Below are 24,300 nucleotides of genomic sequence, written 5' to 3'. Positions count from 1 at the left end.
CGCGTCCCTCAAGCGGCGCGCCCTTAACCAACAATCTCTGGCAACTGCGATAGTTGGGACTTTATTGTAGGCAAAACTGGCCGCAAGCCAAGACCCAGCAAGGCTTGACAAGTTTCGGTTTGTGATTTTCGAATTCATTTATCAACAAATTATCCACAAACCAGAAAACACCGTTTAGCCATCAGCAGCCGGAGATTGCAAAGGCTTTTGCACCGCTTGAAAACCGCCTGTCAGCGTGATTTTTTGCGTCCAACCACCATGCATTTGCGTGGGATTCTACCCAATGGCATAGGGGCACTGACAGGCTGAGGGCTTGTTGTCATTTCAGATCACGAAATGGCAACAAGCCCATGCAGGCTTTTCGCCACATTTATTTGGCAGGGCGAATCAGCACATACTGCGCCCAGTCACCACGGCGCACCAGCACATTGACGGGCTTGGACTTGTCGGCCTTGGCCCAGGCGGCCTCGAAGCTCTTGAGATCGGAGACTTCCGCATTCGCCAATTGCAGAATCACATCGCCTTCACGCAGACCGGCACGGGCTGCGGCATCCACCGCAGCCGACACGCGCACGCCGCCCTTGATGGCCAGCTCCTTCTTCTGTGCAGACGTCAGCTCGCTCAGCGTCAGGCCCAGAGCCTTGTTCTCCAGCGTACCGGATGGAGTCTTGCCTGCACCACTGTTGCCTGCCTTGGTCTTGGCAGATTCGTCGGAAGGTACTTCGGCAATCACCATGCTCAGCTCCTTGAGCTTGCCGCGGCGCAGCACGGTAATGGTGCTCTTGGTGCCGGGCTTGGTATTGCCCACGAGACGCGGCAGATCGGAGACCTTCTCGATGGCCTTGCCATCGAACTTGGTGATCACGTCGCCCGCCTCCACACCGGCCTTGGCCGCGGGAGAGTCCGGCTCGACGGCCGACACCAGAGCGCCTTCTGGCTTGCCAAGGCCGATGGACTCTGCCACGTCCTTGGTCACGGGGCCGATCTGCACGCCGATACGGCCGCGCGTGACCTTGCCGGTGGCACGCAGCTGATCGCTGACACGGATCGCTTCATCCACGGGAATTGCAAAGCTGATGCCCATGAAGCCGCCCGAGCGCGAGTAGATCTGGCTGTTGATCCCCACCACCTCGCCGCGCATATTGATCAGCGGGCCGCCCGAGTTGCCGGGGTTGATGGCCACATCGGTCTGGATGAAGGGCAGATAGTCACCGGTATCGCGCTGCTTGGCAGAGACAATGCCGGCTGTGACCGAATTTTCGAGTCCGAAGGGCGAGCCAATCGCCATGACCCACTCGCCCACGCGCAGCTTGCTCACATCGCCGATCTTGACTGCGGGAAGCCCTTTGGCATCGATCTTGACCACGGCCACATCGGTGCGCTTGTCCGCGCCGACTATTTTTGCCTTGAACTCGCGCTTGTCGGTCAGCGTGACAATGACTTCATCGGCACCATCGACCACATGGGCATTGGTCATCACATAGCCGTCAGCCGTGAGGATGAAGCCCGATCCCACGCCACGTGGCTGCTCTTCCTCGGACTGACCGCCCTTGGGCGAGCGCTGACGCGGCACATTGGGCACGGGAAGGCCGAAGCGGCGGAAGAACTCCAGCATGTCTTCATCCATGCCCAGAGCTTCGGCGCTGTTGTTGGAGACCTTCTCCAGCGTACGGATGTTGACCACCGAAGGCCCGACCTGATCGACAAGATCCGTGAAGTCCGGCAGCCCGCGCGCCGTTGCAGCACTTTGGGCATGAGCAGCTGTAACCGGCAGCATGCCTCCTGCGGCCAGGGCCGCGATCGCCATCGAACTGGCAATGGCTGTAGCCGAAACACGGGATTTGAGCGTCATCCAGGATGGTGTGCGCATCGTTTTTATTCCTTGTTCGAGTCGTCGGACAGAACGGGTCGCCAAATCAGACCCATGAGAGAAAACAGGTGAGAGCATTGAAGCGCATTCTGGCAAAAGCAGCCATCAACTGAAAGCGCTCCGGCCCGTGAAATCGGGCACAGATCAAACAGTATCTGCGCCCAACAGATCCTAAATCAATAGCTTCGCACGCAAGCTGCATAAAGCTTAGACCTGAAAACCATGCGTTTCAGGCCTAAGACTGCTGTGCGGAGAAGCATCAATGGCGGGTAGCCGTGGCAAAGCTTGCATTGCGCAAAAAGCTGGCAGGCATCTGCAGATTGGGCGCGCTGCTTTGCTGAGGGTGAGAAGCCAACAACTCGTCCAGACGCGGATCACGCAGCATCACGGTCTGGCCGTTGGGGCCAGCAACTGCCACTACGGTGGAAGACTGGGCTTCCGAACCCAGGGGCATGGCCGTCTCTTCACCGCCCGAAACGGGCTGACTCAATCCTAGCGATGCGGCAGGCGCGGCAGCCACCACGGCATTCGGGCTGAGAGCAGCGAGTTGCGCCCCACCCTGGCGGCCGTACAGCCCCCCCGAACCTGCGAGCATGACCCCCCAGCCAACGGCGGCCACAGCAGCAACCGAAGCAAAGCCGGCTGCCATTTTCCAGCGAAAGACCGATGCATTGGCCGCCTGACGGGCAGGCAGGCTGACCACGGTTGCGCCATTGCCCAGCGCCTGCCCACGTTCCTCGGCAGCTGTGATCTGCTCCAGACCACCCAAGCTCAATGAACTGGCCGCATCTGCGGTCACACCGGGCAGATGAATGCCACGGATCGGCTCACGCTCCATATGGGCGCGCACGCCGCTCAAAATATCGTGCTGACTGTGATGGGCCAGCTCCGGAGAACGCAGCACATCGCCAATCAGGTGGTACATGGCCCAGGACTGCTGGCCTTCGTCGCTTTCCGCATAGGAGAGCACGGCCTGCATCTGGACCGAGGAAGCCTCGCCATCCACCAGTGCCGACAACTGTTCCTGCTTGATCAGATCGTCATTCATGAAGTTCACCTGCTCGTCTTGCCTGTACTACCAACGCTTTCCACCCTGGCGCTCCAGCAGGGGCTTGACCCTGGCCGAAATCGCCTCGCGTGCCCGAAAGATGCGCGAGCGCACCGTGCCTATGGGACAGTCCATCGCCTGCGCGATTTCCTCATAGCTGAGCCCCTCGATTTCGCGCAGCGTGACCGCCTGACGCAAATCCTCGGGCAAAGCCTCCATGGCGGCGTTGACGGCTTCGGCAATTTCACGCGCCGCCAACACTGTTTCCGGGGTTTCCTGAGTCGTTAGTTCCTGTCTGTGAACAGAAGTTTCATCCTCATCGTCCCCAGTGTGTAACGCGCTCTCGGTCATCACCGGCGAGCGATGCATTTCCATCAAGGCCTTCTTGGCCGTATTAACGGCAATGCGGTACAGCCAGGTGTAGAACTGGGCCTCGCCGCGGAACTGGTGCAAGGCCTTGTAGGCGCGGATGAAGGTTTCCTGCGTGATGTCAGGCACCAGATCGACATCGCGCACCATGCGGCCCACCAGACGTTCGATGCGACGCTGGTACTTGATGACCAGAAGCTCAAAAGCCCGTGTGTCGCCAGCATTGGCTCGTTCGACCAAAGCCAGATCGCTGTCGGCAGAGGGAGTGGGAAAATCGGGAGGTGTCATGAAAGGCCAAGCGGCGTGCTGCCATAACCGGCGAGGGCCTAGCCCTGCTCTGCCAGCGGCACGATGGAGGAATATACCGCACGCCGCAAGTCTCCCCATTGCTCGGGGCTGTGTCGTTGAGACAGGAAAATCCATAGCACCCGGCGCCTGCCGCCCTTGGTCCTGAACACCAGAACATCCGAAACGCTGAGCCAAAGCCAGTGGCCACCATCAAGCCCCACCGCCAGCCGCACAGGCAGTGACCGAGCGGTTGACGGGTTTTCGGCCTCCAGCAACCAATGCTCGCCATTCCAGAGCAGACGTCCTTGCGGCCAGTTGCGCCACTGTCCGCAAAGCAGCACTGCGGCCAGGATCAAGGCCGGCAAAGCCAGCAGCACCTGCAACCAGCCCGACTGGACTTGCAGGCACCAGACCAGCAGAGCCATCAGCAAGACCATCCCGGTCAGCAGCAGCAGTCCTCCGGCGCAGCCAGGCCGGACAAAGACATAGGCAACGGCTGGAGCATGGTAGCGAGCACTCATGGGCCGACCATGAGCGAAAACCCGGCTGCAGCAAAGCTAGGGAAAGCACGATCAAGCCGCACATAGAACAAAGCCCGCAAGGCCAGGGCCTGTGCGGGCTGTGCAGAAGCTGCTCGAAGCGACTTAGACGCGCTTGAAGACCAGCGTGCCATTGGTGCCACCGAAACCGAAGTTGTTCTTCACGGCAACTTCCAGCTTGGCGTCACGCGCCGTATTGGCGCAATAGTCCAGATCGCACTCGGGATCCTGGTTGATCAGATTGATGGTCGGAGGAATCTTCTGGTCGTGCAGCGCCATCACGGTGAAAACGCTCTCGATACCACCAGCACCACCCAGCAGGTGACCCGTCATGGACTTGGTCGAGCTGACCACCAGATTCTTCTTCGCAAACTCGCCCATGGCCGCCTTGATGGCATTGGATTCATTCGCATCGCCCAGAGGCGTGGAGGTGCCGTGCGCATTCAGGTAATTGACCTGATCCTGGTTCACACCGGCATTGCGCAAAGCGTTGAGCATGGCACGGCGAGGGCCGTCCATATTGGGTGCGGTCATGTGACCGGCGTCGGCACTCATGCCAAAGCCTGCCAGCTCCGCGTAAATCTTGGCGCCGCGGGCCTTGGCGTGTTCGTACTCTTCGAGCACCAGCACACCGGCACCTTCGCCGAGCACAAAGCCGTCACGGTCTTTGTCCCAGGGGCGCGATGCAGCCTTGGGGTCGTCGTTGCGCGTTGACAGCGCACGCATGGCAGCAAAGCCGCCCACACCCAGAGGCGAAACAGTGGCTTCCGTGCCACCGGCCACGACGATGTCTGCATCGCCGTATTCGATCATGCGTCCGGCTTCGCCGATGCAGTGCAGGCCTGTGGTGCAGGCTGTCACTATCGACAGATTCGGCCCCTTGAAGCCAAATCGCATGGACACATGCCCTGCCACCATATTGATGATGGAAGCAGGCACGAAGAACGGCGTGATGCGGCGAGGACCGCGGGCAGCCAGTTCTGCGTGAGTGTTCTCGATCAGCGGCAGGCCGCCAATGCCCGAGCCGATCACGCAGGCAATGCGTGTGGCCAGGTCTTCGGACAGGGCTTCACCTGTGGGCAGGCCTGCGTCCAGAACGGCTTGCTCCGCAGCCGCGATGCCGTAATGAATGAAGGTATCCATGGAGCGCGCATCTTTGGCGCTCATGTATTTCTCCACATCAAATCCCTTGACCTCACCTGCAATCTTGCAGGAGAAGTTCGACGCATCGAACTTGGTGATGAGGTCAATACCGGACTGGCCGGCCAAAAGATTGGCCCAGGCTTCGCCCACCGTGTTACCCACGGGGGAGATGCAGCCCAGACCGGTCACGACAACGCGACGACGGCTCATGCGTTCAAACCTTTAACTGATCGCTGAAAAAAGACCTTAGGCCTTTTGGTGGGTATTGGCGTAGTCGATGGCGTTTTGCACCGTCGTGATCTTCTCTGCGTCTTCGTCAGGGATCTCGATGCCGAATTCATCTTCCAGGGCCATCACCAGTTCCACTGTGTCCAGGGAGTCAGCGCCCAGGTCAGCCACGAAGGCCTTTTCGTTGGTCACTTGGGACTCTTCAACGCCGAGTTGTTCGGCAATGATTTTTTTTGACACGTGCTTCGATATCGCTCATGGTTTCCCTCAGGGGGTTGTGAATGAACCCGCGATTCTAGCCGTTTCGGGAGAAGCCCCTTGGCGGCTGGCCGTCGCGAGGAAACGGCCACTGAACTTGCAAAAGTGTTCAGCTTCTGGCAGCAAGTGCGGCAAACACCGCGCAAACTGCCGAAATTTCTTACATGTACATGCCGCCGTTGACGTGCAGTTCCTGCCCCGTCACATAGCCAGCACCGACAGAAGCCAGATAGGCCACGGCATGCGCGATGTCGCTGGGCTGACCCAGATCACCCATGGCGATCTGTGCCTTGAGCGCAGCCTTTTGCGCCTCTGGCAGATCTGCCGTCATATCTGTGGCGATGAAGCCCGGAGCTACACAGTTCACGGTGATGCCGCGACTGCCCAGCTCCTTGGCCAGAGCACGGGTCATGCCAGCCACGCCAGCCTTGGCTGCAGCGTAATTGGCCTGACCTGCATTGCCCGAGGCACCGACCACGCTGGTGATGCTGATGATGCGGCCGAAGCGCTGCTTCATCATGGGACGAATAGCCGCACGGCTGACTCGGAAAACAGCCTTCAGATTGGTGTCGGTGACGGCATCCCAATCGTCATCCTTCATGCGCATCGCCAGGGTATCGCGGGTAATGCCTGCGTTATTGACCAGCACATGCAGGCCGCCGTCATTCTTGACGATGGAGTCGATCAGGGCATCCACGGCAGCGCCGTCGGTCACGTTCAGCGTGACACCACGGCCACCGAAGGCGGACAGAGCCTGGCTGATCTTTTCAGCACCAGCATCCGATGTGGCCGTGCCAATCACTTGATAGCCCTTGGAGGCCAGCTCCTGCGCGATGGCGGCACCAATGCCACGGGTGGCACCGGTGACCAGGGCAACCTGGGGCTTGGTCTGGTTATCAGTCATGCGAGCAATTCTTTCACGTCAGCCAGGGTGGCTGTATCAAACAGGGGAACACCCGTCAGGTCGGCGTCAATACGCTTGACCATTCCGGCCAGCACCTTGCCGGGTCCACATTCCACGATATGGGTCACGCCGCGAGCCTTGATGGCCTGCACGCACTCCACCCAGCGCACCGGACCAAAGGCCTGACGATACAGGGCATCGCGAATCGCATCAGCGTCCGTCTGGACGGTGACGTCGATATTGTTGATGACGGGAATCAGAGGAGTAGCCAGCGTCAGCTCGGCCAGCGCGGCCTTGAGCTTTTCTGCAGCAGGCTTCATCAGGCTGGAGTGGAAAGGTGCGGAGACCGGCAGAGGCAGGGCGCGCTTGGCACCGGCCGCCTTGACCGCTTCACAGGCCTTCTCCACGGCCAGCTTGCTGCCGGCGATCACGGTCTGACCGGGATCGTTGAAGTTCACGGCTTCCACCACTTCAGCACCGCCCAGCTGGGCCGTCACTTCGGCGCAGACCGCCTTGACCTTTTCGGCATCCAGGGCCAGCACGGCCGCCATGCCACCCGTGCCAACGGGCACGGCATCCTGCATGGCCGCGGCACGCAGACGCACCAGCGGAGCGGCCTGAGCCAGCGTCAGCACGCCAGAAGCGACCAGCGCCGAGTATTCACCCAGGGAGTGACCGGCCACGGCATCCGGCAGTGCACCGCCTTCTGCCTGCCAGACACGCCAGGCCGCAACACCGGCAACCAGCATCACGGGCTGGGTATTGGTGGTCAGCGCCAGAGCTTCCTTGGGGCCTTGCTTGATCAGCAGACCCACATCCTCGCCCAGAGCCTCGGAGGCTTCGGCCACGGTCTGAGCCACGACGGGATGATCCCCCCAGCCATCCAGCATGCCTACGGACTGCGAACCCTGGCCAGGAAATACAAATGCGAATTTCTTCATATTTCTTAGTATAAAAATTGCCTGAAACGCTTATTTATATTGCGTCTACAGCTACATCTTGAGGAGCACCGCACCCCAGGTGAAGCCACCGCCCACCCCTTCGAGCAGCACGGTCTGGCCTTTTTTGACCTGTCCGCTGCGCACGCCATGATCGAGTGCCAGAGGAATCGAAGCCGCCGAGGTGTTGCCATGCTGATCGACGGTCACCACCACCTTGTCCATGGACAGCTTGAGCTTGCGCGCCGTGCTTTGCATGATGCGGATATTGGCCTGGTGCGGGATCAGCCAATCGATGTCGGCATCCGTCAGACCCGCTTTTTCCAGCGCGGAGCGAGCCGCCTTGTCCAGCACGCTCACTGCCAGCTTGAAGACAGCCTGACCGTCCATCTTGAGCAAGGGATCGCCCAGCACATTGCCGCCGGAGACATTGCCCGGTACGCAGAGAATGCCCACATGGCTGCCATCGGCATGCAGCTCGGTAGCCAGAATGCCAGGCTCGTCGGAAGCCTCCAGCACCACGGCGCCTGCGCCATCACCGAACAGCACGCAGGTCGTGCGGTCGTTGAAATCCAGGATACGGCTGAAGACTTCGGAGCCCACCACCAGCACGCGCTTGGCAGCGCCGGTCTGGATCATGGAATCGGCCACCGTCAGGGCATAGACGAAACCGCTGCACACGGCCTGCACATCGAAGGCCGGGCAGCCATTGCTGATGCCCAGCTTGTGCTGCAGGATGGCGGCCGTCGAGGGAAACACCATGTCCGGAGTGGACGTGGCGACAATGATCAGATCGATGTCCGAAGCCTCGATGCCTGCGGCCTCGATGGCCTTGCGGCTGGCCTCAAGAGCCAGGTCGCTGCTGGTCACATCGGGCTCGGCGAAGTGGCGGGCACGAATGCCGGTGCGTTCGACGATCCACTCGTCCGAGGTTTCCAGGCCGCGCTGAGCCAGCTCGGCTGCGAGGTCGTTATTGGTCAGGCGGCGGGGCGGCAGGTAACTGCCGGTGCCAATGATGCGTGCGTAGCGTCTCATGTCTTCTATCAGGGCGCCGAAGTTCCAGATTCCGTCTGCGCTGCCAGCAGCAAAGGTGCGGCAGCAGCAATACGGCTGCGGACACGGTCAAGCAGGTTGTTGCGTGCCGCATCATACGCGCGGTTCAAAGCATGCTCGAATGCCATTGCATCAGCCGAGCCATGGCTTTTGAAGACCAGCCCGCGCAGACCCAGCAAGGCAGCACCGTTGTAACGACGATGATCAACACGCTTCATAAGCGCAGATAGCACCGGATAGGCAATGATGGCGGCAATCTTGGTGAAGATGTTGCGCTTGAACTCTTCCTTGAGAATCCCCGAGATCATCGAGGCAACCCCCTCGGTGGTCTTGAGTGCAACGTTACCAACGAAACCATCACACACGACAATGTCCACCACACCCTTGAAGGTGTCGTTGCCTTCCACATTTCCGTAGAAATTGAGGTTGCCCGCATCGCCTGCAGTGCGCAGCAGCTCGCCGGCACGCTTGATGACTTCGCTGCCCTTGATCAGCTCTTCACCGATATTGAGCAGGCCGACACTGGGCGCCTCCGTATTCTTGAGCGCAGACACCAGGGCCGAGCCCATGACCGCAAACTGCAGCAGATGTTCTGCCGTGCAGTCCACATTGGCCCCCAGATCCAGCATGGTGGTGTCACTGCCCTTGGCGTTGGGCAAACCAAAGGCAATCGCGGGACGATCGATGCCCTCCAGAGTCTTGAGCAGATAGCGCGAGATTGCCATCAGCGCCCCGGTATTGCCCGCCGACACTGCAGCCTGAGCCGCACCATTCTTGACCTGCTGCACGGCCACGCGCATCGACGAGTCCTTTTTCTTGCGCAGGGCTATTTCAACGGGGTCATCCATGCTCACCACTTCCGTGGCGGGAACAAGGGTCACGCGCTCATGCTTGAAGCCGGCCAACTCCTCGGCCTTGCCGACCAACAGCAGATGCGCATCGGGGTGTGAATTCAGAAACTGACGGCACGCGGCCAGCGTGACGCGGGGGCCATGATCGCCCCCCATGCAGTCAACAGCCAAATTAATCATGGGCGACTGACAAATCCAATTAGGCTTGGGATGATGAATTGAAGGATCCGAGGACCACAACAGAAGCTATTTGCAAAACCAGCATTGAGATTTTGCAGCCACGCCCGTCATGACAGGCTTTGCAAATATCTCCCATAAAAACAAAAGCCTGTTGCTACAAAAAATGTAGCAACAGGCTTTGCGAATGCAGTCGTCGCTTAGGCTTCGGACTTGTTCTTCAGCACTTGACGGCCACGGTACACGCCGTTGGGGCTGATGTGGTGGCGCAGGTGTGTCTCGCCGGTAGTGGCTTCGACAGCGATGCCAGGCACATTCAGTGCGTTGTGCGAACGGTGCATGCCGCGCTTGGAGGGAGACTTCTTGTTTTGCTGAACAGCCATGATGGCTCCTGTGTATCTTGAAAGGGTTGGTAACACGACTCACACAGCAAGACCGGGCAAAAAACTCTGCCTTTCGACGCCCCCACCGAGAGTGAGAGTGCGCCCTTGTCCGTGCAAGTCCTAAAAAAAACGCGATCAGCCCATTAAAGACACGAGGGGGTTTCGCGCGAAGCTCACGATTATAGCGCAAACGCTTTTCGCGGCCCAGGCAAAATCAAATCCCCACCGTGCCATGGGATGGATCAGTCGGCAGACTTGCCTACATTGAGAGATTGCAGCACGGCAAAAGGGTTTTCCTTTTGCTCGTTGGCCTGCTCGAAGGCGTCATCGCTGACCTCCAGCTTGACGGGTACCGGGCAGACCTCATGGCGAGGCACTACAGGCACTTCCATCAGCAACTCGTCCTCAATCAACTCCAGCAGATTGAACTCGCTGCTCAATGCCAGCACATCCTCATCGCTATCGTCATCTTCCAGTTCTGCCGTCGCTTCGTCCGGAACGAAGCGAAATGACCGATCCACGTAAAGGGGAATATCGGCCTCGGTCAGGCAGCGCTGGCAGGTCAGCGGCAAAGCCACCTCGGCACTCAGGTGCAGCCACACATGGCCGCTGCCACCTTTTTGCTCCACCAGCTCGCCTTCGGCTTCCCAGCGCACCAGAGGCTGCTCGCCGGTAATCGCCAACGCATCAGCCGCCAGACGCTTGAAGTCCGACAATGGTGCCTGACCATGCAAATGACCTTCAGCCTGCGCGAAAGCACGCACATCCAGCCGGGTCGCAGAAAAATCCTTGCTCATGCAGCCAGTGTAAGAGAATCCCGCAATGCCCGACTTATTGATTGCCGGACGACTTGAGCGTCCATTGATTCTTGGCTCCACCTCGCGCTACCGCCGTGAGCTGCTCAGCCGCCTGCAACTGCCGTTCGAGACGGTGTCTCCTGAAGTGGATGAAACCCCGCTCGGCGGCGAAACACCCCACGATCTGAGTCTGCGTCTGGCCATAGCCAAGGCACAGGCCGTGGCCCGGTTGCACCCCGGCGCCATCGTGATCGGCTCCGACCAGGTGCCCGAGCTCGATGGCCAGCCTCTGTCCAAGCCCGGCACCCACGAGCGCGCCACCGAACAGTTGCGCCAGATGAGCGGCCGCCAGATGAATTTCCACACCGGCGTCTGCGTGAGCTGTGCCGAAACCGGCTTCACGGAATCCAGCGTGGTCACGGTGCAAGTGCGCTTTCGTGAACTGAGCGATGTCGAGATCGAGCGCTATCTGCGCGCCGAGCAACCCTATGACTGCGCAGGCTCGGCCAAGAGCGAAGGCCTGGGCATCGCCCTGCTGGATGCCATCGTCAGCGACGACCCCACGGCACTGATAGGCCTGCCGCTGATCCGCACCTGCCAGTTGCTGCGCGCCGCAGGAGTGGTTCTGCCATGAGCGAAACACCGAAAAGCAAATCAGGCACCCTTTATCTGGTACCCGCTCCACTTGATTTCGGCTGCGAAAGCCAGACTGCATTGACCGAGGTACTGCCCGAGGGCACGCTGCGCCGCGCCGCCTCTCTGACTCACTGGATCAGCGAAAACGCCAAGACCGCACGCGCCTATCTCAAGCGCATCGACGCCTTGTTCCCGCTGGCTGCTCCGTTGCAGGCCCAGAACATTGTCGAGTTGCCCCGCGAAGCCCACAAAAAAGGCGACCATGGCAACAAGGGCGCGGCCGTCTTCGACCCCAAGCCCCTGCTGGCAGCGGCCCTGGCCGGACAGGACATGGGTTTGATCAGCGAGGCGGGCATGCCCGCCGTGGCCGACCCCGGCAGCTCCATCGTGCGTGCCGCCCATGATCTGGGCATTCGCGTCGTGCCGCTGACGGGACCGGTGTCGCTGCTGCTGGGCCTGGCGGCCAGCGGCCTCAACGGCCAGAACTTCGCCTTTGTCGGCTATGTGCCTCAGGATGGCTCCGAACGCACGGCCCGCATCAAGGAGCTGGAGAGCCTGGCCCTGCGCCAAGGCCAGACCCAGCAGTTCATCGAGACGCCTTACCGCAATGCCTCCCTCTGGCAGGCATTGCTGCAAACCTTGCAACCCAATACCAGACTGGCCCTGGCCAGCGGATTGACGCTGGAGACAGCACGCATCGAAAGCCATCTGGTGCGCGAATGGCGCCAGCGCAATACCCCGCCCGACAACCGAACACCGGTGGTGTTCGCCATAGGCCGCTGAGCGCCTGAAATCAAAAAAAGCCTGCGGCATTGGCCGCAGGCTTTTTTGATAGCTACCGGCGCTTATCTGACAAAGGGTTAGCGGCTTTTTAATGCCTTATCAGCGAATGCTGGGCACCAGGCCACGCATGGCTTTGACCGAGCCCTCGCCGATGGCGGCGCCAAAGCGCTTGGCCAGGCGCTCGGCCACGTTGTCGCGGCGGGTGTAGTCTATGACTTCCTCGGCCTTGACCACCTCACGCGCCACATAGTCGAGGCTGCCCAGCTTGTCGGCCAGGCCCAGCTCCACGGCCTGCTGACCAGTCCAGAACAGTCCGCTGAACATTTCGGGGGTCTCATGCAGGCGGTCGCCACGACCAGCCTTGACCACGCCGATGAACTGCTGGTGAATCTGCTCCAGCATCTGCAGCGCAAATTCCTTTTGCTGCGCCGACATGGGGCTGAACGGATCGAGAAAGCCCTTGTTCTCACCGGCCGTCAGCAGGCGGCGCTCCACGCCGACCTTGTCCATCACGCCCGTAAAGCCAAAGCCGTCCATGAGCACGCCGATGCTACCCACGATGCTGGCCTTGTCGACGAAGATCTCATCGGCCGCCGCCGCAATGTAGTAGGCCGCCGAGGCGCAGGATTCCTCGACCACCGCATACAGAGGCTTGTTGTACTTGGCCTTGAGACGCGTCATCTCGTCGTTGATGATGCCGGCCTGCACGGGGCTGCCGCCGGGCGAGTTAATCAGCAGCACCACAGCGCGCGAGCCCGAATCTTCAAAGGCGCTGCGCATGGCAGCCACCACGAATTCGGCACTGGCGTCCGCTCCCGAGGCGATCTCGCCCTTGATCTCCACCACCGCGGTATGGGGCGAGGTGCTGGTCTTGGTGGCCGTATCCTTGAAGAACACCGCCCACATCACCAGCAGCACCACCACGGACCACAGCAGACGGCTGAAAAAGCGCCAGCGCCTTGCCGCCCGCTGCTCCTTGATGGAGGCGAACACCAGCTTTTCCAGCACATCGCGCTCCCAGCCCCCGTTCCCGGAGGCCTTGGCCGCAGCGGCGGGCGCCTCAGCGGACGCAGCAGACGCCTTGGACCAGAGGTCCGCGCCCGGCGTCACATGCGACTGGGAATCATGGTTGTCAGGAGTACTCATCTCAAAACTTCAGAGGTTTCAGTTGTGGCCCAGTATGCCAGCGCACCAAGCCGCCGCTTTCGCTCAAGGCGATTTTTACCAACCCACCGCGGCAAGGACCGCCTGCACAGGCGCCGCTGTCAGGTTCGTAGGCAGCTCCGTGGGTAGAACACAACAGCCAGCGACCGGAATCGTCAAAAAACTGACCTTCCTGGTAGTCCATTTCCATGGGGATATGGCTGCAGCGATTCAGATAGGCATGAACCTGCCCCTGGTAGCGAATCGCAAACGCGCGGCTGCTCTGACCGGCATACAGCACATCAAAGCTCATCGCCCGGCCGCCGTCGACCAGATCCGCACTGGCACACAGCTCCACGGCATCTGTCATATCTGGATTCACGCGTTGGCCAGCAGCCAGGCCCGCAGCTGCATCGCCGAATCGGCCACGAACAGCGGATTGAACTGGGCGAAGCCGTCGGGCGCATGGGCACCATAGGAAACCCCCACACAGGCACAGCCGGCGTTCTGCGCCATCTGCAAGTCGTGCGTGGTGTCGCCAATCATCAGCGTTCGCTCGGGTTCCACACCGAATTCGGCCATCAGCTCGTGCAGCATCAGCGGACTGGGCTTGCCGGCGGTCTCGTCGGCCGTGCGCGAACCGTCGAACAATCCCTTGAGCTGCGGATCCTGCAGCGCATGGTTGAGCCCCATGCGGCTCTTGCCCGTGGCCACGCTCAGCCAGTGGCCGCGCTCGCGCAGCTCGGCAAGCAGCGGCAGTATGCCGTCAAACACGCAGATATCGTCCTGATGCTTGAAGAAGTGAAAGCGATAGCGATTGGCCAACTCAGGATATTTTTCGGGCGGCACATCAGGTGCCGCGCGGGCCAGGGCCGGCATCAACGCCATGCCGATCACATAGGCAGCCTGCTCGTCGCTGGGCACAGTGCCGCCCACATCACGCACCGCCTCCTGGATGCTGCGACTGATGATGGCGGTGGAGTCCGCCACCGTGCCATCCCAGTCGAATGCAATCAGATCGAAGCGGCGTGGTCGCCGGGCGCTATGGTTTTCAGTAGTCATGAAGCCTGTCAGTTCACAAAATCCGCCAGCTCCGGCGGCAGCTCGGCACGCAGCTCGACACGCTCGCCGCTGGCGGGATGATTGAACTGTAGCCGCCAGGCGTGCAGAAACATGCGTTTGAGGCCCTGCTTTTGCACACGACGGTTGAGATCAAAATCACCATATTTGTCGTCGCCCACGATGGGATGCCCCTGCGATGACAGATGCACGCGAATCTGGTGGGTACGACCTGTCTTGATGGTCACCTCCAGAAGACTCATCGCAGGCAGTCCCTGCAGGGGACGCGGCTCTATCAGCTTTCTGACCTTGACCAGGGTGATGGAACGCATTCCATCCGGGTCATCGGCCGTGGTCACGCGCACGCGGCGCTCGCCGTCGGCCTGCAGATACTTGTGCAGCGGCAGATCGATGACCTTCTTGTTGGCCGGCCAGGCCCCCTGCACCAGTGCCAGATAGGTCTTGCCGGTCTCGCGCTCGCGAAACTGGTCCTGCAGATTGATGAGCGCGGAACGCTTCTTGGCCACCAGCAAAATGCCCGAGGTTTCGCGATCCAGCCGGTGCACCAACTCGAGGAACTTGGCATCAGGACGCGCCTGGCGCAGTTGCTCGATGACGCCAAAGCTCACGCCCGAGCCTCCATGTACGGCCACGCCGGCAGGCTTGGACAATGCAAGCATGTGTTCGTCATCCAACAGGGCGGGAAAGTCCTTAGCCGGCGCTGGGCGTTCTGCTTTTTCGCTGACTTTTTCGGAAATCCGGACCGGGGGAAGGCGCACCACGTCGCCGGGCTGAACCCGGGTCTCGGCGCTCACGCGCCCCTTGTTGATGCGCACCTCGCCGCTGCGGATGATGCGGTAGACATGGGTCTTGGGCACCCCTTTGAGGTGGCGCATGAGAAAGTTGTCGAGTCGCTGTCCGGCGGAGTCTTCATCGACCTCGATCAGCCGTACTGAGGCCGCGGCCGTATTCTGGGACCGGTCCTGTGCCGGTTTGCCCTCTATAATGTGTTTCACCTGTGCCGAGCTTAGTTGTAAGTGATTGATTCGCATGGAGTTTAGTCCAAACAATCATTTCCCACCGCACAGGCAGGTCGATGCCCGCCAGTTTTGCACACGCAAATTGCAGTCAAGATGAGCTGCAGCAGCCTGTGAGAGCCTGGCAAAGGCTGACGAATTGAAACACTGATACGGAATCTCATACCGTGCAGTTGTCCAGGCAAAAGCAGCCTGCAACTGTCGGTTCTCTCAACGAGCATGTGGATCTTTTGGACATTGCTGATCAACCTCTGGGGCAAGGCACGGCCGGCCCCCGGGACGAGCCATGTCTCAAAGAAACCACCCACCTCCCTAGCACGCGCGTCGGCTTCTTTTGTACCCCGTCTGCATGCGCGTCCTCTCCCGCTCGTCCCCCGGCCTGTACCTCCGCTACTGACTTGAGATCAGGCCAGTAGCGCCGTCCTGTACCGCCCCAGATTCCTCATCCGTTTCAACTCGTTCGTCTGGCATCACGGCTCCTGTTGAGCCTGTCTTTGATTACCAGTCAAAGGTGCGTTGGTCTGTGACCAACGTGCCTCATAAAACGAATAAAGGAAACGCATCATGAAACGGATGCTGATTAACGCGACGCAGTCCGAAGAACGCCGCCTGGCCATTGTGGACGGCCAGAAGCTGCTGGACTACGAGATCGAGATCGAAGGTCGCGAACAACGCAAGGGCAATATCTACAAGGCCGTCGTGACCCGCGTCGAGCCATCTCTCGAAGCCTGCTTTGTGGACTACGGCGAAGACCGTCACGGCTTCCTGCCCTTCAAGGAAATCTCCAAGCAATACTTTGCCGAAGGCGTCTCGCCCAGCCAGGCCCGCATCAACGACGTGATCCGCGAAGGTCAGGAGCTGATCGTCCAGGTCGAAAAGGAGGAGCGCGGCAACAAGGGTGCAGCCCTGACCACCTTCATCTCGCTGGCCGGTCGCTATGTCGTGCTGATGCCCAACAACCCCCGTGGCGGTGGCGTTTCGCGCCGCATCGAGGGCGAGGACCGCGCCGAGCTCAAGGAGGCCATGGACCAGCTCGAGTACCCCAAGGGCATGTCCATCATTGCACGCACTGCCGGCATCGGCCGTTCGGCCCCCGAGCTGCAGTGGGACCTGAACTATCTGCTCAAGCTGTGGAGCGCCATCGACGGCGCCGCCAAGGCCTCCAAGGGCGCCTTCCTGATCTATCAGGAATCCAGCCTGGTGATCCGCGCCATCCGCGACTATTTCAACAATGACATCGGCGACATCCTGATCGACACCGATGACATCTACGAACAGGCCCAGCAGTTCATGGCACATGTGATGCCCGAGCACGCTGCCCGCGTCAAGCGCTACCGCGACGACGCCCCCCCTGTTCTCGCGCTTCCAGATCGAGCACCAGATCGAGTCCGCCTATTCGCGCACCGTGACCCTGCCCTCGGGCGGCGCCATCGTGATCGACCATACCGAAGCCCTGGTCTCCGTGGACGTGAACTCGGCCCGCGCCATCAAGGGCGGCGATATCGAGGAAACCGCGACCCGCACCAACCTCGAGGCAGCCGACGAAGTGGCGCGCCAGATGCGCCTGCGCGACCTGGGCGGCCTGATCGTGATCGACTTCATCGACATGGAAGAGGCCAAGAACCGCCGCGAAGTGGAAAACCGCCTGCGCGATGCCCTGCGCCAGGACCGCGCCCGCGTGCAGTTCGGCACCATCAGCAAGTTCGGCCTGATGGAAATGAGCCGCCAGCGCCTCAAACCCGCCTTGTCCGAGGGCGCCCACATCAACTGCCCACGCTGCGGCGGCTCCGGCCACATCCGTGACACGGAAAGCTCGGCGCTGCAGATTCTGCGCATCATCCAGGAAGAGTCCATGAAGGACAACACGGCCGCCGTGCACTGCCAGGTGCCCGTGGAAGTGGCCTCCTTCCTGCTCAACGAGAAGCGCAGCGAAATCACCAAGATCGAGCTCAAGCAGCGCGTCAACGTGATCATGGTGCCCAACAAGTCCATGGACACGCCGCACTACAAACTCGAGCGCCTCAAGCACGACGACTCGCGCCTGGAATCCATGGAAGCCAGCTACAAGCTGGCCGACGAGCCCGAAGAGGTGACCACGGTCACACGCCGCTCGCAGGAGCCCACCAACAAGCAGACTCCCGTCATCAAGGGAGTGCTGCCCGATGCTCCCGCGCCGATTGCCGAGCCTCGCCCACCGCGCCAGCCTCGCGCTGCCGCTGCGACGCCCGCTCCCGCTGCTGCCCGCCCCGTGGTGCGCGAGCAAGGCTTCTTTGCCTGGCTCAAGAATCTGTTCGGCTTTGGCGCACCGGCTCCCGTGGCAGCGCCCGCTCCCGTGGCCGAGGCTCCCGCTCCTGCCGCCCGTGAAGGCAGCCGCGACGGCCGCCGAAGCGAAGGCCGTGGCGGCGACCGCAACCGCCGTGGCGGTGACCGCAATGAGCGCAGCGACCGCAACAGCGCGGAGCGCAATGGCAGCGAACGCGGCGACCGCAACAACCGCCGCAATGCCCAGGGTCGTGACGAGCAGCAACGCAACGAGCGTCCCGAACAGCAACAGCGTCAGGACCGTCCCGAGCGCGGCAACCGCCGCGGCGGCGAACGCAACGAGCGTCGCGACGAGCGCCAGCCCCAGGTGGCAGAAGCTGCTCTGAACGGCGAAGAGTTCAACGCAGCTCCCAAGCCCGAGCGCAACCGCCAGGAACGCGGTGAGCGTACAGAACGCAATGAGCGCGGTGAACGCGGTGAAGGCCGCCGCGAGCGTCAGAATCGCAACGCCGATGCCCAGCCCGCCATGCAGGCCGTGGCCGACGAAACGGTGCTGAACACCGCCCAGGTCGACGCTGCGGATGCGCAGGCACAGGATGGAGCGCAAGGCGATCCCGCACGCGAGCCCCGTCAGCGCCGTTCGCGTGACCGCTACGGCCGTGACCGCCGCGACCGTGCACCGCGCGATGCCCAGGCAGAAGGCCAGGCTGCAGAGCAGGCTGCCGAAGCCCAGGCCCCGGTCGAAGTGCCTGCCGCAGACGCTGGCGAGCAGCCGGCACGCCGCAGCTACTTTGATGCTGTTGCGCCTCAGGCTCAGGCAGAGCAAGCGCCTGTTGCTGCAGAAGTGCAGGCACCCGTGGCTGCAGAAGCCGTGGTGGCATCGGTCGCCCCTGTGGCAGAACTCTCTCAGCCCGTGCAAGCAGAACCTGCTGCTACCGCAGAGCCTCAGGCTGCCGCCGTGGAGCCTGTGGCTGAAACCGAGGCTCCTGCTCCGGCAGTCGCAACGAAGGCACAGAGCTATGCGCTGCCGATTGCCGAGCTGCAGGCCCTGGCAGCCGCATCGGGTCTGGAATGGATCAACTCCGATGCCGAAAAGATCGCCGCCGTCCAGGCTGCGATTGCCGCCGAGCCCAAGCCCGTGCGCATTCCGCGCGAGCGCCCACCGGTGGTGGTGCTCGACGAAGGCCCGCTGATTCTGGTCGAGACCCGCAAGGATCTGAGCCTGATGCAGCTGCCGTTCGAGAAGGAAGAACAGGCTGCAGGCGTCAACGCCTAAGCAGACTGCCTTCCGGCATCACAGGGCCAAGGGGACTGTCCACTTCGGTGGATGGGGCCTTGGCCCTTTTTCATGCGCCCTTTCTTTGATTGAGTGAACGTCAAGCCATGTTGTTTCTGATCTCTCCGGCCAAATCGCTGGACTATGAAAGCCCTGTTTCCGCCGAGTTGCCGCACACGCTGCCGGTTTTCAAAAAGCAGCCCCTGGAACTGATCGAAGTGCTGCGCGAGAAATCGCCCCAGCAGATTTCCGAGCTCATGAGCATCAGCGACAAGCTGGCCGTACTCAATGTGGGCCGCTACGAAGCGTTCAGTGCCAAGTTCACCACCAGGAACTCGCGCCAGGCCGTGCTGGCCTTCAATGGCGATGTCTATGAAGGCCTGAATGCCGCCAGCCTCAAGCCCAGGGAGCTGGACTGGGCCCAGGAGCATGTCGTGATCCTTAGCGGCCTCTACGGCGTGCTGCGCCCGCTGGATCTGCTGCAGCCCTACCGCCTGGAGATGGGCACCCGGCTGGAAAACGCCAAGGGCAGCAACCTCTATCAGTTCTGGGGAACCCAGATTGCCGACTACCTGAACGAACGCAGTGCTGCGCAAGCCGAGCACGGCGACGCCCAGGCCGAGCGCATTGTCGTCAACCTGGCGTCTCAGGAATACTTCAAGGCAGTGGATCTCAAGGCGCTCAAGGCCCCCGTGGTCGAATGCGTTTTCGAGGACTTCAAGGGCGGCAAGTACAAGATCATCAGTTTCCATGCCAAGCGCGCACGCGGACTGATGGTGCGCTGGGCCGTACAGCACAAGGCCAGGAAGGTGGCCGACCTGCGCAAGTTCGACCTGGAAGGCTATGCGCTGGCCGAGCAGGCCAGCACGCCCGGCAAGCTGGTGTTCCGCCGCAAGCTGCAAGACTGACGCTGCGCATTGAAATCGGCATCAGTGCACACTAGCATTGTCGACATGAGCACCTCCACCCAAGACGAGTTCGTCACACCTCCCGGCCTGACACCCGAGCTGATGCAATGGGTGCGCGCGCAAAGCGCCTCCGGCGTATCGCTGCCATCGCTGCTGCAGTCCATGCGCAAGGCTGGCTGGGCCGAGCATCTGGCGCGCCGCGCGCTGGCTCTGCCCGAAGAGGGTGAACTGCCCCTGCCTTTCGCAGCAGCCCGGCCCGAAACCGAAGTGGCAGTGCAGGTCCATGAGTCAGGGGTTCCCGAGCCTGATCTGCTGACCGATCCCTGCTGCGTCCATGCCGGCGATCGCGATGTCCATGTGCTGATGAGCGTGCGCCACCCGCGCGTGGTGGTGTTCGGCAATCTACTCTCCGACGAGGAGTGCGATGCCATCATCGCAGCTGCCCGCCCGCGCATGCGGCGCTCGCTGACCGTGGACAACCAGAGCGGCGGCGAGGCTGTCAACGATGACCGCACCAGCAATGGCATGTTCTTTCAGCGCGGCGAGAACGAGCTCATCAGCCTTGTCGAGCAGCGCATCGCACGCCTGCTGAACTGGCCGCTGGAAAACGGCGAGGGCATGCAGGTGCTGCACTACCGGCCTGGCGCCGAATACAAGCCGCATTACGATTACTTCGCACCCAACGAGCCCGGCACGCCGACCATACTCAAGCGTGGCGGCCAGCGTGTGGGAACCCTGGTCATGTATCTCAACGAGCCCGCGCGCGGCGGCGCAACCACCTTTCCCGATGTAGGGCTGCAGGTCGTTCCGCGCCGTGGCAATGCCGTATTCTTCAGCTATAACCGGCCCGACCCGGCCACCAAGACCCTGCACGGCGGCGCTCCCGTGCTGGAAGGCGAAAAATGGATTGCCACCAAGTGGCTGCGCGAACGAGAGTTCAAGTAAAAAAAACAGGCTCCAACCCTTACTTACAAAGCGCCAGCAGCTATCTTTTTTACTGCTGGCCATTTTGTTTTTGAATCATGCACACCCCTGAACAATCGCAGCTGGGCAAAAGCTCGGCCTATGTGGACCAGTACGACGCGTCCCTGCTCTTCCCCCTGCCACGCCTGTCCAAGCGCGAGGAAATCGGCGCCGCCATCAACCCACCGTTCTTTGGTGCCGATCTGTGGACTTCATTCGAAGTTTCCTGGCTCAATCTGCGCGGCAAGCCCCAGGTGGCGCTGGCGCATTTCACCATCCCCTGCGAGACGCCCAATCTGATCGAGAGCAAGTCCTTCAAGCTGTATCTGAACAGCTTCAACAACACCCGCTTTGCCGACGCCAGCGAGGTGCTGGCGCGCCTGCGCACCGATCTGTCCGAAGCCACCTGGCGCGGCAGCGAGGCCCAGGGCAGCGTGGGCGTGCGGCTGCTGCAGGCAGAGCAGTTCGATGCCCAGCAAGTGCATGAGCTGGACGGCCTGCTGCTGGACCGCCTCGATGTGGAGTGCACCCGGTACACGCCGGCTCCCGAGCTGCTGCGCGCCAACCACGACGAAGCCCCCGTCAGCGAAACCCTGGTCAGCAACCTGCTCAAGAGCAACTGCCTGGTCACCGGCCAGCCCGACTGGGGCAGCGTGCAGATTCAATACAGCGGTGCGCAGATCGAGCAGGAAGGTCTGCTGCAGTACCTGGTGAGCTTTCGCAATCACAACGAATTCCATGAGCAATGCGTGGAACGCATCTTCATGGACATCTGGACCCGCTGCAAACCCATCAAGCTGGCCGTCTACGCCCGCTACACACGCCGCGGCGGCCTGGACATCAACCCCTTCCGCACCAGCCACCCGGGTGCCCTGCCCGCCAACGTGCGTACGGCACGCCAGTAACACCAGCACCGACTCAATCAGGGGCAGCAAGCAAGGGCCGCCCCGCAGCAAAGCTGCCGTCCCCCCAGGGGGAAGCCGCAGAGTGGCTCAAGGGAATCAACTCTTCCATGGGCAGTCATCCTGTCCCAGCAAAGCCTCGGCATAACGCAGATCCTGAATGCGCAGCCACAGCCCGTTCATGCCCTGGCGCAGGGGCTCGACGGCAGCACGCTGCCAGGTCTGCGCTACCACGAGCTGACGCGCCGCTGCGGGCTCCGACTGGGGCTTGTGAACCGCGCTGGCCTCGCCCTGCAGCGCCACTTCGTCAGGCAAGGGCAGATCCTGCCAATGCAGGCCCTGGGCATCCCAGCCCTGCAGCACCGGCATGCGCGCCTTGAGTGTCAGCGTGCGTACTTCCTTTTCCACGGGGTTGAGCCAGTGCAACTGCCATTGACCCAGCTCGCCATAGCGTGTCTCCACGGGCTCCAGCAAGGCCCAGCCTTCGCCCGAGGGATGGGGACAGGCGCAAGGCCCGACACCGCAAAACGCCAGCCCGCTGCGCGTCATGATTACGCCATCCTTGCGAGGTTCATCATGCTGCCAATAGTGGTTGACGCGCTCGTTCACGCCGCCCCACCACCAGACGGTGTCTCCGCGCACATCGTCACGCCAGACATAGTCGCCGTCGGAACAGGGGTGTTGAATCTGTCTCACCTCGCGCCAGCGCGGCAGCAACTGCCAGCGCCCTTGCGCATCGGGCGCCAGTTCGCGCTCTGAGTAGAGCGGGCGCCAGTCGGGTCTTGCCAGATGGCTGGCCGATACGGACTGCAGAGGCCAGCGCCAGGATGCGGTGGAGGGTTCCCAGTCCTTGTCCGCCAAGCTGGCCGTCAGCGCCAGCACGCGCAGGCGGGCAGCCATGCCGCCCTTGACCGAAGGCACAGCGGCCAGCCGCACCACGGGCCAGGGCAGGTCCACGCTTTGCAGGCGCTCCCCGTCCCAGACCTGCAGGCTGCCGCTGCCACCGCGCATCGGTGCACGCCCATGCGGCATGAGAATCGCCCAGCGTCCCTGCACGATCACGTGTTCCAGCGCCCAGGTGCCGGGCAGATGGCGTTCGCCCCATTGCAGGTTGTAGGCCGCCGTTTCGCCCAGCTCCTCCCTGGCAGGCTTGGACAGGGTCCAGATCAAGCGCTGCCCCTTGAGCGGCTCGCTCTGCGCGCGCCACAGCGCGGGCTGCGCCGGATCACGCAGCCAGTCGAAACACAAGGGAAGCGAGGGTTTGAGGATGGGCAGGCCATCGCGCTGATGGGCAGCGCAGACATCCACCTCGCTCATGGCGCAACTGATGCTGGTGCCATCGTGCAGGCGCTCGGTCTCGGGCGTATCTAGCTGCACTTTCTGCAGCAGCAGTTCATTGAGCCAGCTCAGCGGCAAAACCGCTGGCGCTTGCGGCTCGCTCGGCGGCTCAAGATCCGGCAGGGCCAGGGCCCAGGGCTTGCGATCCTCGGGCATCAACTCCGGCCATTGCTGCCAGCCTCGCTCCATGGTCCAGACGGCCAGCCGCAGGCTGGCCTGGCTGGCATCGCCCTGGGTGGGGTAGGCATAGAGCGCAAAGGCCCGGGCATCGGCACGCCAGACCATGCTGTGGCTCTCGTCCAGCACCCAGGGCTGGGCGGCCTCACCCAGCATCAGCTGCCAGTGCGGATTCTGCAGCGGAGCCATGGGATAGCGCAGCTTGCGCAGCGAAGCCGGCCAGTGGCGCTGCAGCGCCACCGGCGGCACTGAGGTGGGCTGAGCCGGTTGTGGCAGAGTCGGCATGGGCCGGGCGACTTCGGCAGGCAGGCAGTCGGCCGGCACCCAGAGATCCACCACCTGCAGCAGGGGCTGCGGCTGCGCAGCCATATGCTCGCCCAGCCAGGCCTCGAAGCTGGCATCAGACATGATCACATGCGCATCGTCGGCAATGCCGCTTTCGTTGATGCTCTCGCCACTCCAGCGCGGCATGCGCCAGTGGATGGCATCCAGCAGCTCGCCTTCCGGCTTGCTGATCACCCAGCTGCGACGTGATTTGCGATCGACCAGATGGGCGGCCTCGCTGTCATAAAAGCCCGTGCGCAGCCAGCGCCCGTCATAGGAGGTGTGCATGTCCATCTCCCAGACATGGGGCAGGTAGACGCCGTCCGCACACAGCACATCGCCATAGATGGGACCGCCCATGCCGCGCTCGCCCTGGGGGCGAAAATTCACATCCCTGCTGGCCTCTGACGCCGTATCCGCCTGCGCCGCAAGCTCTTGATCGGAGAGTGTCTGCGCCGCAACCTCCGACGCCGTTCCGGCCTGGGCCACGGACGGCTCGGCCTCCTGCTGGGCAGTTGCAGACGACGCGGGTCTGGCGTCAGCGCGCAAACGCGATATCAGCCAGATCAGCAAACACAGGGCCAGCGCCGCAATGGCGATCAGGATCAGCACAACACTCATGGCGCAATCCTACCGAAAGCCGATG

At 61.9% G+C, this 24,300-nt stretch carries 21 protein-coding genes and 2 pseudogenes; 6 read left to right on the top strand and 17 right to left on the bottom strand.

Annotation, left to right across the window (positions count from 1 at the left end):
- Positions 1-370: 370 nt before the first annotated feature.
- From V8Z78_RS08435 to V8Z78_RS08380, 12 genes and pseudogenes are all read right to left on the bottom strand, one after another.
- Positions 371-1,870 (bottom strand): DegQ family serine endoprotease, encoded by a 1,500-nt coding sequence (locus tag V8Z78_RS08435; protein ID WP_003064192.1) that lies wholly within the window; start codon positions 1,868-1,870, stop codon positions 371-373.
- A gap of 259 nt (positions 1,871-2,129) precedes the next feature.
- Positions 2,130-2,918 (bottom strand): sigma-E factor negative regulatory protein, encoded by a 789-nt coding sequence (locus V8Z78_RS08430; RefSeq protein WP_003064189.1) that lies wholly within the window; start codon positions 2,916-2,918, stop codon positions 2,130-2,132.
- 27 nt (positions 2,919-2,945) lie between these two features.
- Positions 2,946-3,575: an RNA polymerase sigma factor RpoE gene (rpoE, locus tag V8Z78_RS08425; RefSeq protein ID WP_003064186.1), complete on the bottom strand. Its 630-nt coding sequence runs from the start codon at positions 3,573-3,575 to the stop codon at positions 2,946-2,948.
- A 38-nt stretch (positions 3,576-3,613) separates the two neighbouring features.
- The gene (locus tag V8Z78_RS08420) at positions 3,614-4,096 is read right to left on the bottom strand and encodes a hypothetical protein (RefSeq protein ID WP_279089108.1); all 483 of its coding nucleotides are present in this window, start codon (positions 4,094-4,096) and stop codon (positions 3,614-3,616) included.
- 123 nt (positions 4,097-4,219) lie between these two features.
- On the bottom strand, positions 4,220-5,467 hold the full coding sequence (gene fabF / locus V8Z78_RS08415) for a beta-ketoacyl-ACP synthase II (RefSeq protein ID WP_003057981.1): 1,248 nt from the start codon (positions 5,465-5,467) through the stop codon (positions 4,220-4,222).
- A gap of 36 nt (positions 5,468-5,503) precedes the next feature.
- Positions 5,504-5,744 (bottom strand): annotated as a pseudogene (gene acpP, locus V8Z78_RS08410) (acyl carrier protein).
- 159 nt (positions 5,745-5,903) lie between these two features.
- On the bottom strand, positions 5,904-6,647 hold the full coding sequence (fabG, locus tag V8Z78_RS08405; RefSeq protein WP_046461207.1) for a 3-oxoacyl-ACP reductase FabG: 744 nt from the start codon (positions 6,645-6,647) through the stop codon (positions 5,904-5,906).
- Positions 6,644-7,588: an ACP S-malonyltransferase gene (gene fabD / locus V8Z78_RS08400; protein WP_034353350.1), complete on the bottom strand. Its 945-nt coding sequence runs from the start codon at positions 7,586-7,588 to the stop codon at positions 6,644-6,646. Before fabD ends, fabG begins: the two co-directional genes overlap by 4 nt.
- Before the next feature lie 51 nt (positions 7,589-7,639).
- Positions 7,640-8,620, bottom strand: coding sequence for a beta-ketoacyl-ACP synthase III (locus tag V8Z78_RS08395; RefSeq protein WP_003064176.1), 981 nt, complete (start codon positions 8,618-8,620; stop codon positions 7,640-7,642).
- An 8-nt stretch (positions 8,621-8,628) separates the two neighbouring features.
- Positions 8,629-9,669 (bottom strand): phosphate acyltransferase PlsX, encoded by a 1,041-nt coding sequence (gene plsX, locus V8Z78_RS08390; protein ID WP_034361823.1) that lies wholly within the window; start codon positions 9,667-9,669, stop codon positions 8,629-8,631.
- A 197-nt stretch (positions 9,670-9,866) separates the two neighbouring features.
- Positions 9,867-10,049, bottom strand: coding sequence for a 50S ribosomal protein L32 (rpmF, locus tag V8Z78_RS08385; RefSeq protein ID WP_003058062.1), 183 nt, complete (start codon positions 10,047-10,049; stop codon positions 9,867-9,869).
- Positions 10,050-10,291: 242 nt separating this feature from the next.
- Positions 10,292-10,846 (bottom strand): YceD family protein, encoded by a 555-nt coding sequence (locus V8Z78_RS08380; protein ID WP_003064170.1) that lies wholly within the window; start codon positions 10,844-10,846, stop codon positions 10,292-10,294.
- A 25-nt stretch (positions 10,847-10,871) separates the two neighbouring features.
- Between V8Z78_RS08380 and V8Z78_RS08375 the strand changes: the two genes are divergently transcribed.
- Positions 10,872-11,480, top strand: coding sequence for a Maf family nucleotide pyrophosphatase (locus tag V8Z78_RS08375; protein ID WP_280030957.1), 609 nt, complete (start codon positions 10,872-10,874; stop codon positions 11,478-11,480).
- A complete protein-coding gene (locus V8Z78_RS08370; RefSeq protein WP_057091631.1) occupies positions 11,477-12,265 on the top strand; it encodes an SAM-dependent methyltransferase in 789 nt (262 codons plus the stop codon). The genes V8Z78_RS08375 and V8Z78_RS08370 overlap by 4 nt, the downstream gene beginning before the upstream one ends.
- A 99-nt stretch (positions 12,266-12,364) precedes the next feature.
- Here the strand turns inward: V8Z78_RS08370 and V8Z78_RS08365 are convergent, their stop codons facing one another.
- From V8Z78_RS08365 to V8Z78_RS08350, 4 genes are read right to left on the bottom strand one after another with little or no spacing between them, the layout of a single operon-like run.
- Complete coding sequence (locus tag V8Z78_RS08365; protein WP_003067704.1) at positions 12,365-13,411, bottom strand: S49 family peptidase; 1,047 nt, start codon at positions 13,409-13,411, stop codon at positions 12,365-12,367.
- Between the two features lies 1 nt (position 13,412).
- Entirely contained in the window at positions 13,413-13,778 is a 366-nt protein-coding gene (locus V8Z78_RS08360; RefSeq protein ID WP_046461204.1) for a Rieske (2Fe-2S) protein, read from the bottom strand.
- Positions 13,779-13,786: 8 nt separating this feature from the next.
- Positions 13,787-14,470, bottom strand: coding sequence for an HAD family hydrolase (locus V8Z78_RS08355; protein ID WP_034408589.1), 684 nt, complete (start codon positions 14,468-14,470; stop codon positions 13,787-13,789).
- 8 nt (positions 14,471-14,478) lie between these two features.
- Positions 14,479-15,483, bottom strand: coding sequence for an RluA family pseudouridine synthase (locus V8Z78_RS08350; RefSeq protein ID WP_050788990.1), 1,005 nt, complete (start codon positions 15,481-15,483; stop codon positions 14,479-14,481).
- Between the two features lie 585 nt (positions 15,484-16,068).
- Between V8Z78_RS08350 and V8Z78_RS08345 the strand changes: the two are divergent.
- From V8Z78_RS08345 to queF, 4 genes and pseudogenes are all read left to right on the top strand, one after another.
- Positions 16,069-19,042 (top strand): annotated as a pseudogene (locus V8Z78_RS08345) (Rne/Rng family ribonuclease).
- Positions 19,043-19,149: 107 nt separating this feature from the next.
- The gene (yaaA, locus tag V8Z78_RS08340; protein ID WP_003067720.1) at positions 19,150-19,950 is read left to right on the top strand and encodes a peroxide stress protein YaaA; all 801 of its coding nucleotides are present in this window, start codon (positions 19,150-19,152) and stop codon (positions 19,948-19,950) included.
- A gap of 45 nt (positions 19,951-19,995) precedes the next feature.
- Positions 19,996-20,895 carry a 2OG-Fe(II) oxygenase gene (locus V8Z78_RS08335; RefSeq protein WP_003067722.1) on the top strand — a complete coding sequence of 300 codons (900 nt, stop codon included), beginning with the start codon at positions 19,996-19,998 and terminating at the stop codon, positions 20,893-20,895.
- A 77-nt stretch (positions 20,896-20,972) separates the two neighbouring features.
- A complete protein-coding gene (gene queF, locus V8Z78_RS08330) occupies positions 20,973-21,818 on the top strand; it encodes an NADPH-dependent 7-cyano-7-deazaguanine reductase QueF (protein ID WP_349731228.1) in 846 nt (281 codons plus the stop codon).
- A 96-nt stretch (positions 21,819-21,914) separates the two neighbouring features.
- On the opposite strand, the gene V8Z78_RS08325 is transcribed toward queF, so the two are convergent.
- Complete coding sequence (locus V8Z78_RS08325) at positions 21,915-24,275, bottom strand: hypothetical protein (RefSeq protein WP_349731227.1); 2,361 nt, start codon at positions 24,273-24,275, stop codon at positions 21,915-21,917.
- Positions 24,276-24,300: the final 25 nt, after the last annotated feature.

Origin of the sequence: Comamonas sp. wu1-DMT, assembly GCF_040187805.1 — a bacterium.
GTDB classification, from domain to species: Bacteria; Pseudomonadota; Gammaproteobacteria; order Burkholderiales; family Burkholderiaceae_C; genus Comamonas; species Comamonas thiooxydans.
The sequence above is the reverse complement of the archived record's forward strand: the minus strand, read 5'-3'. Positions and strand labels throughout refer to the sequence as shown.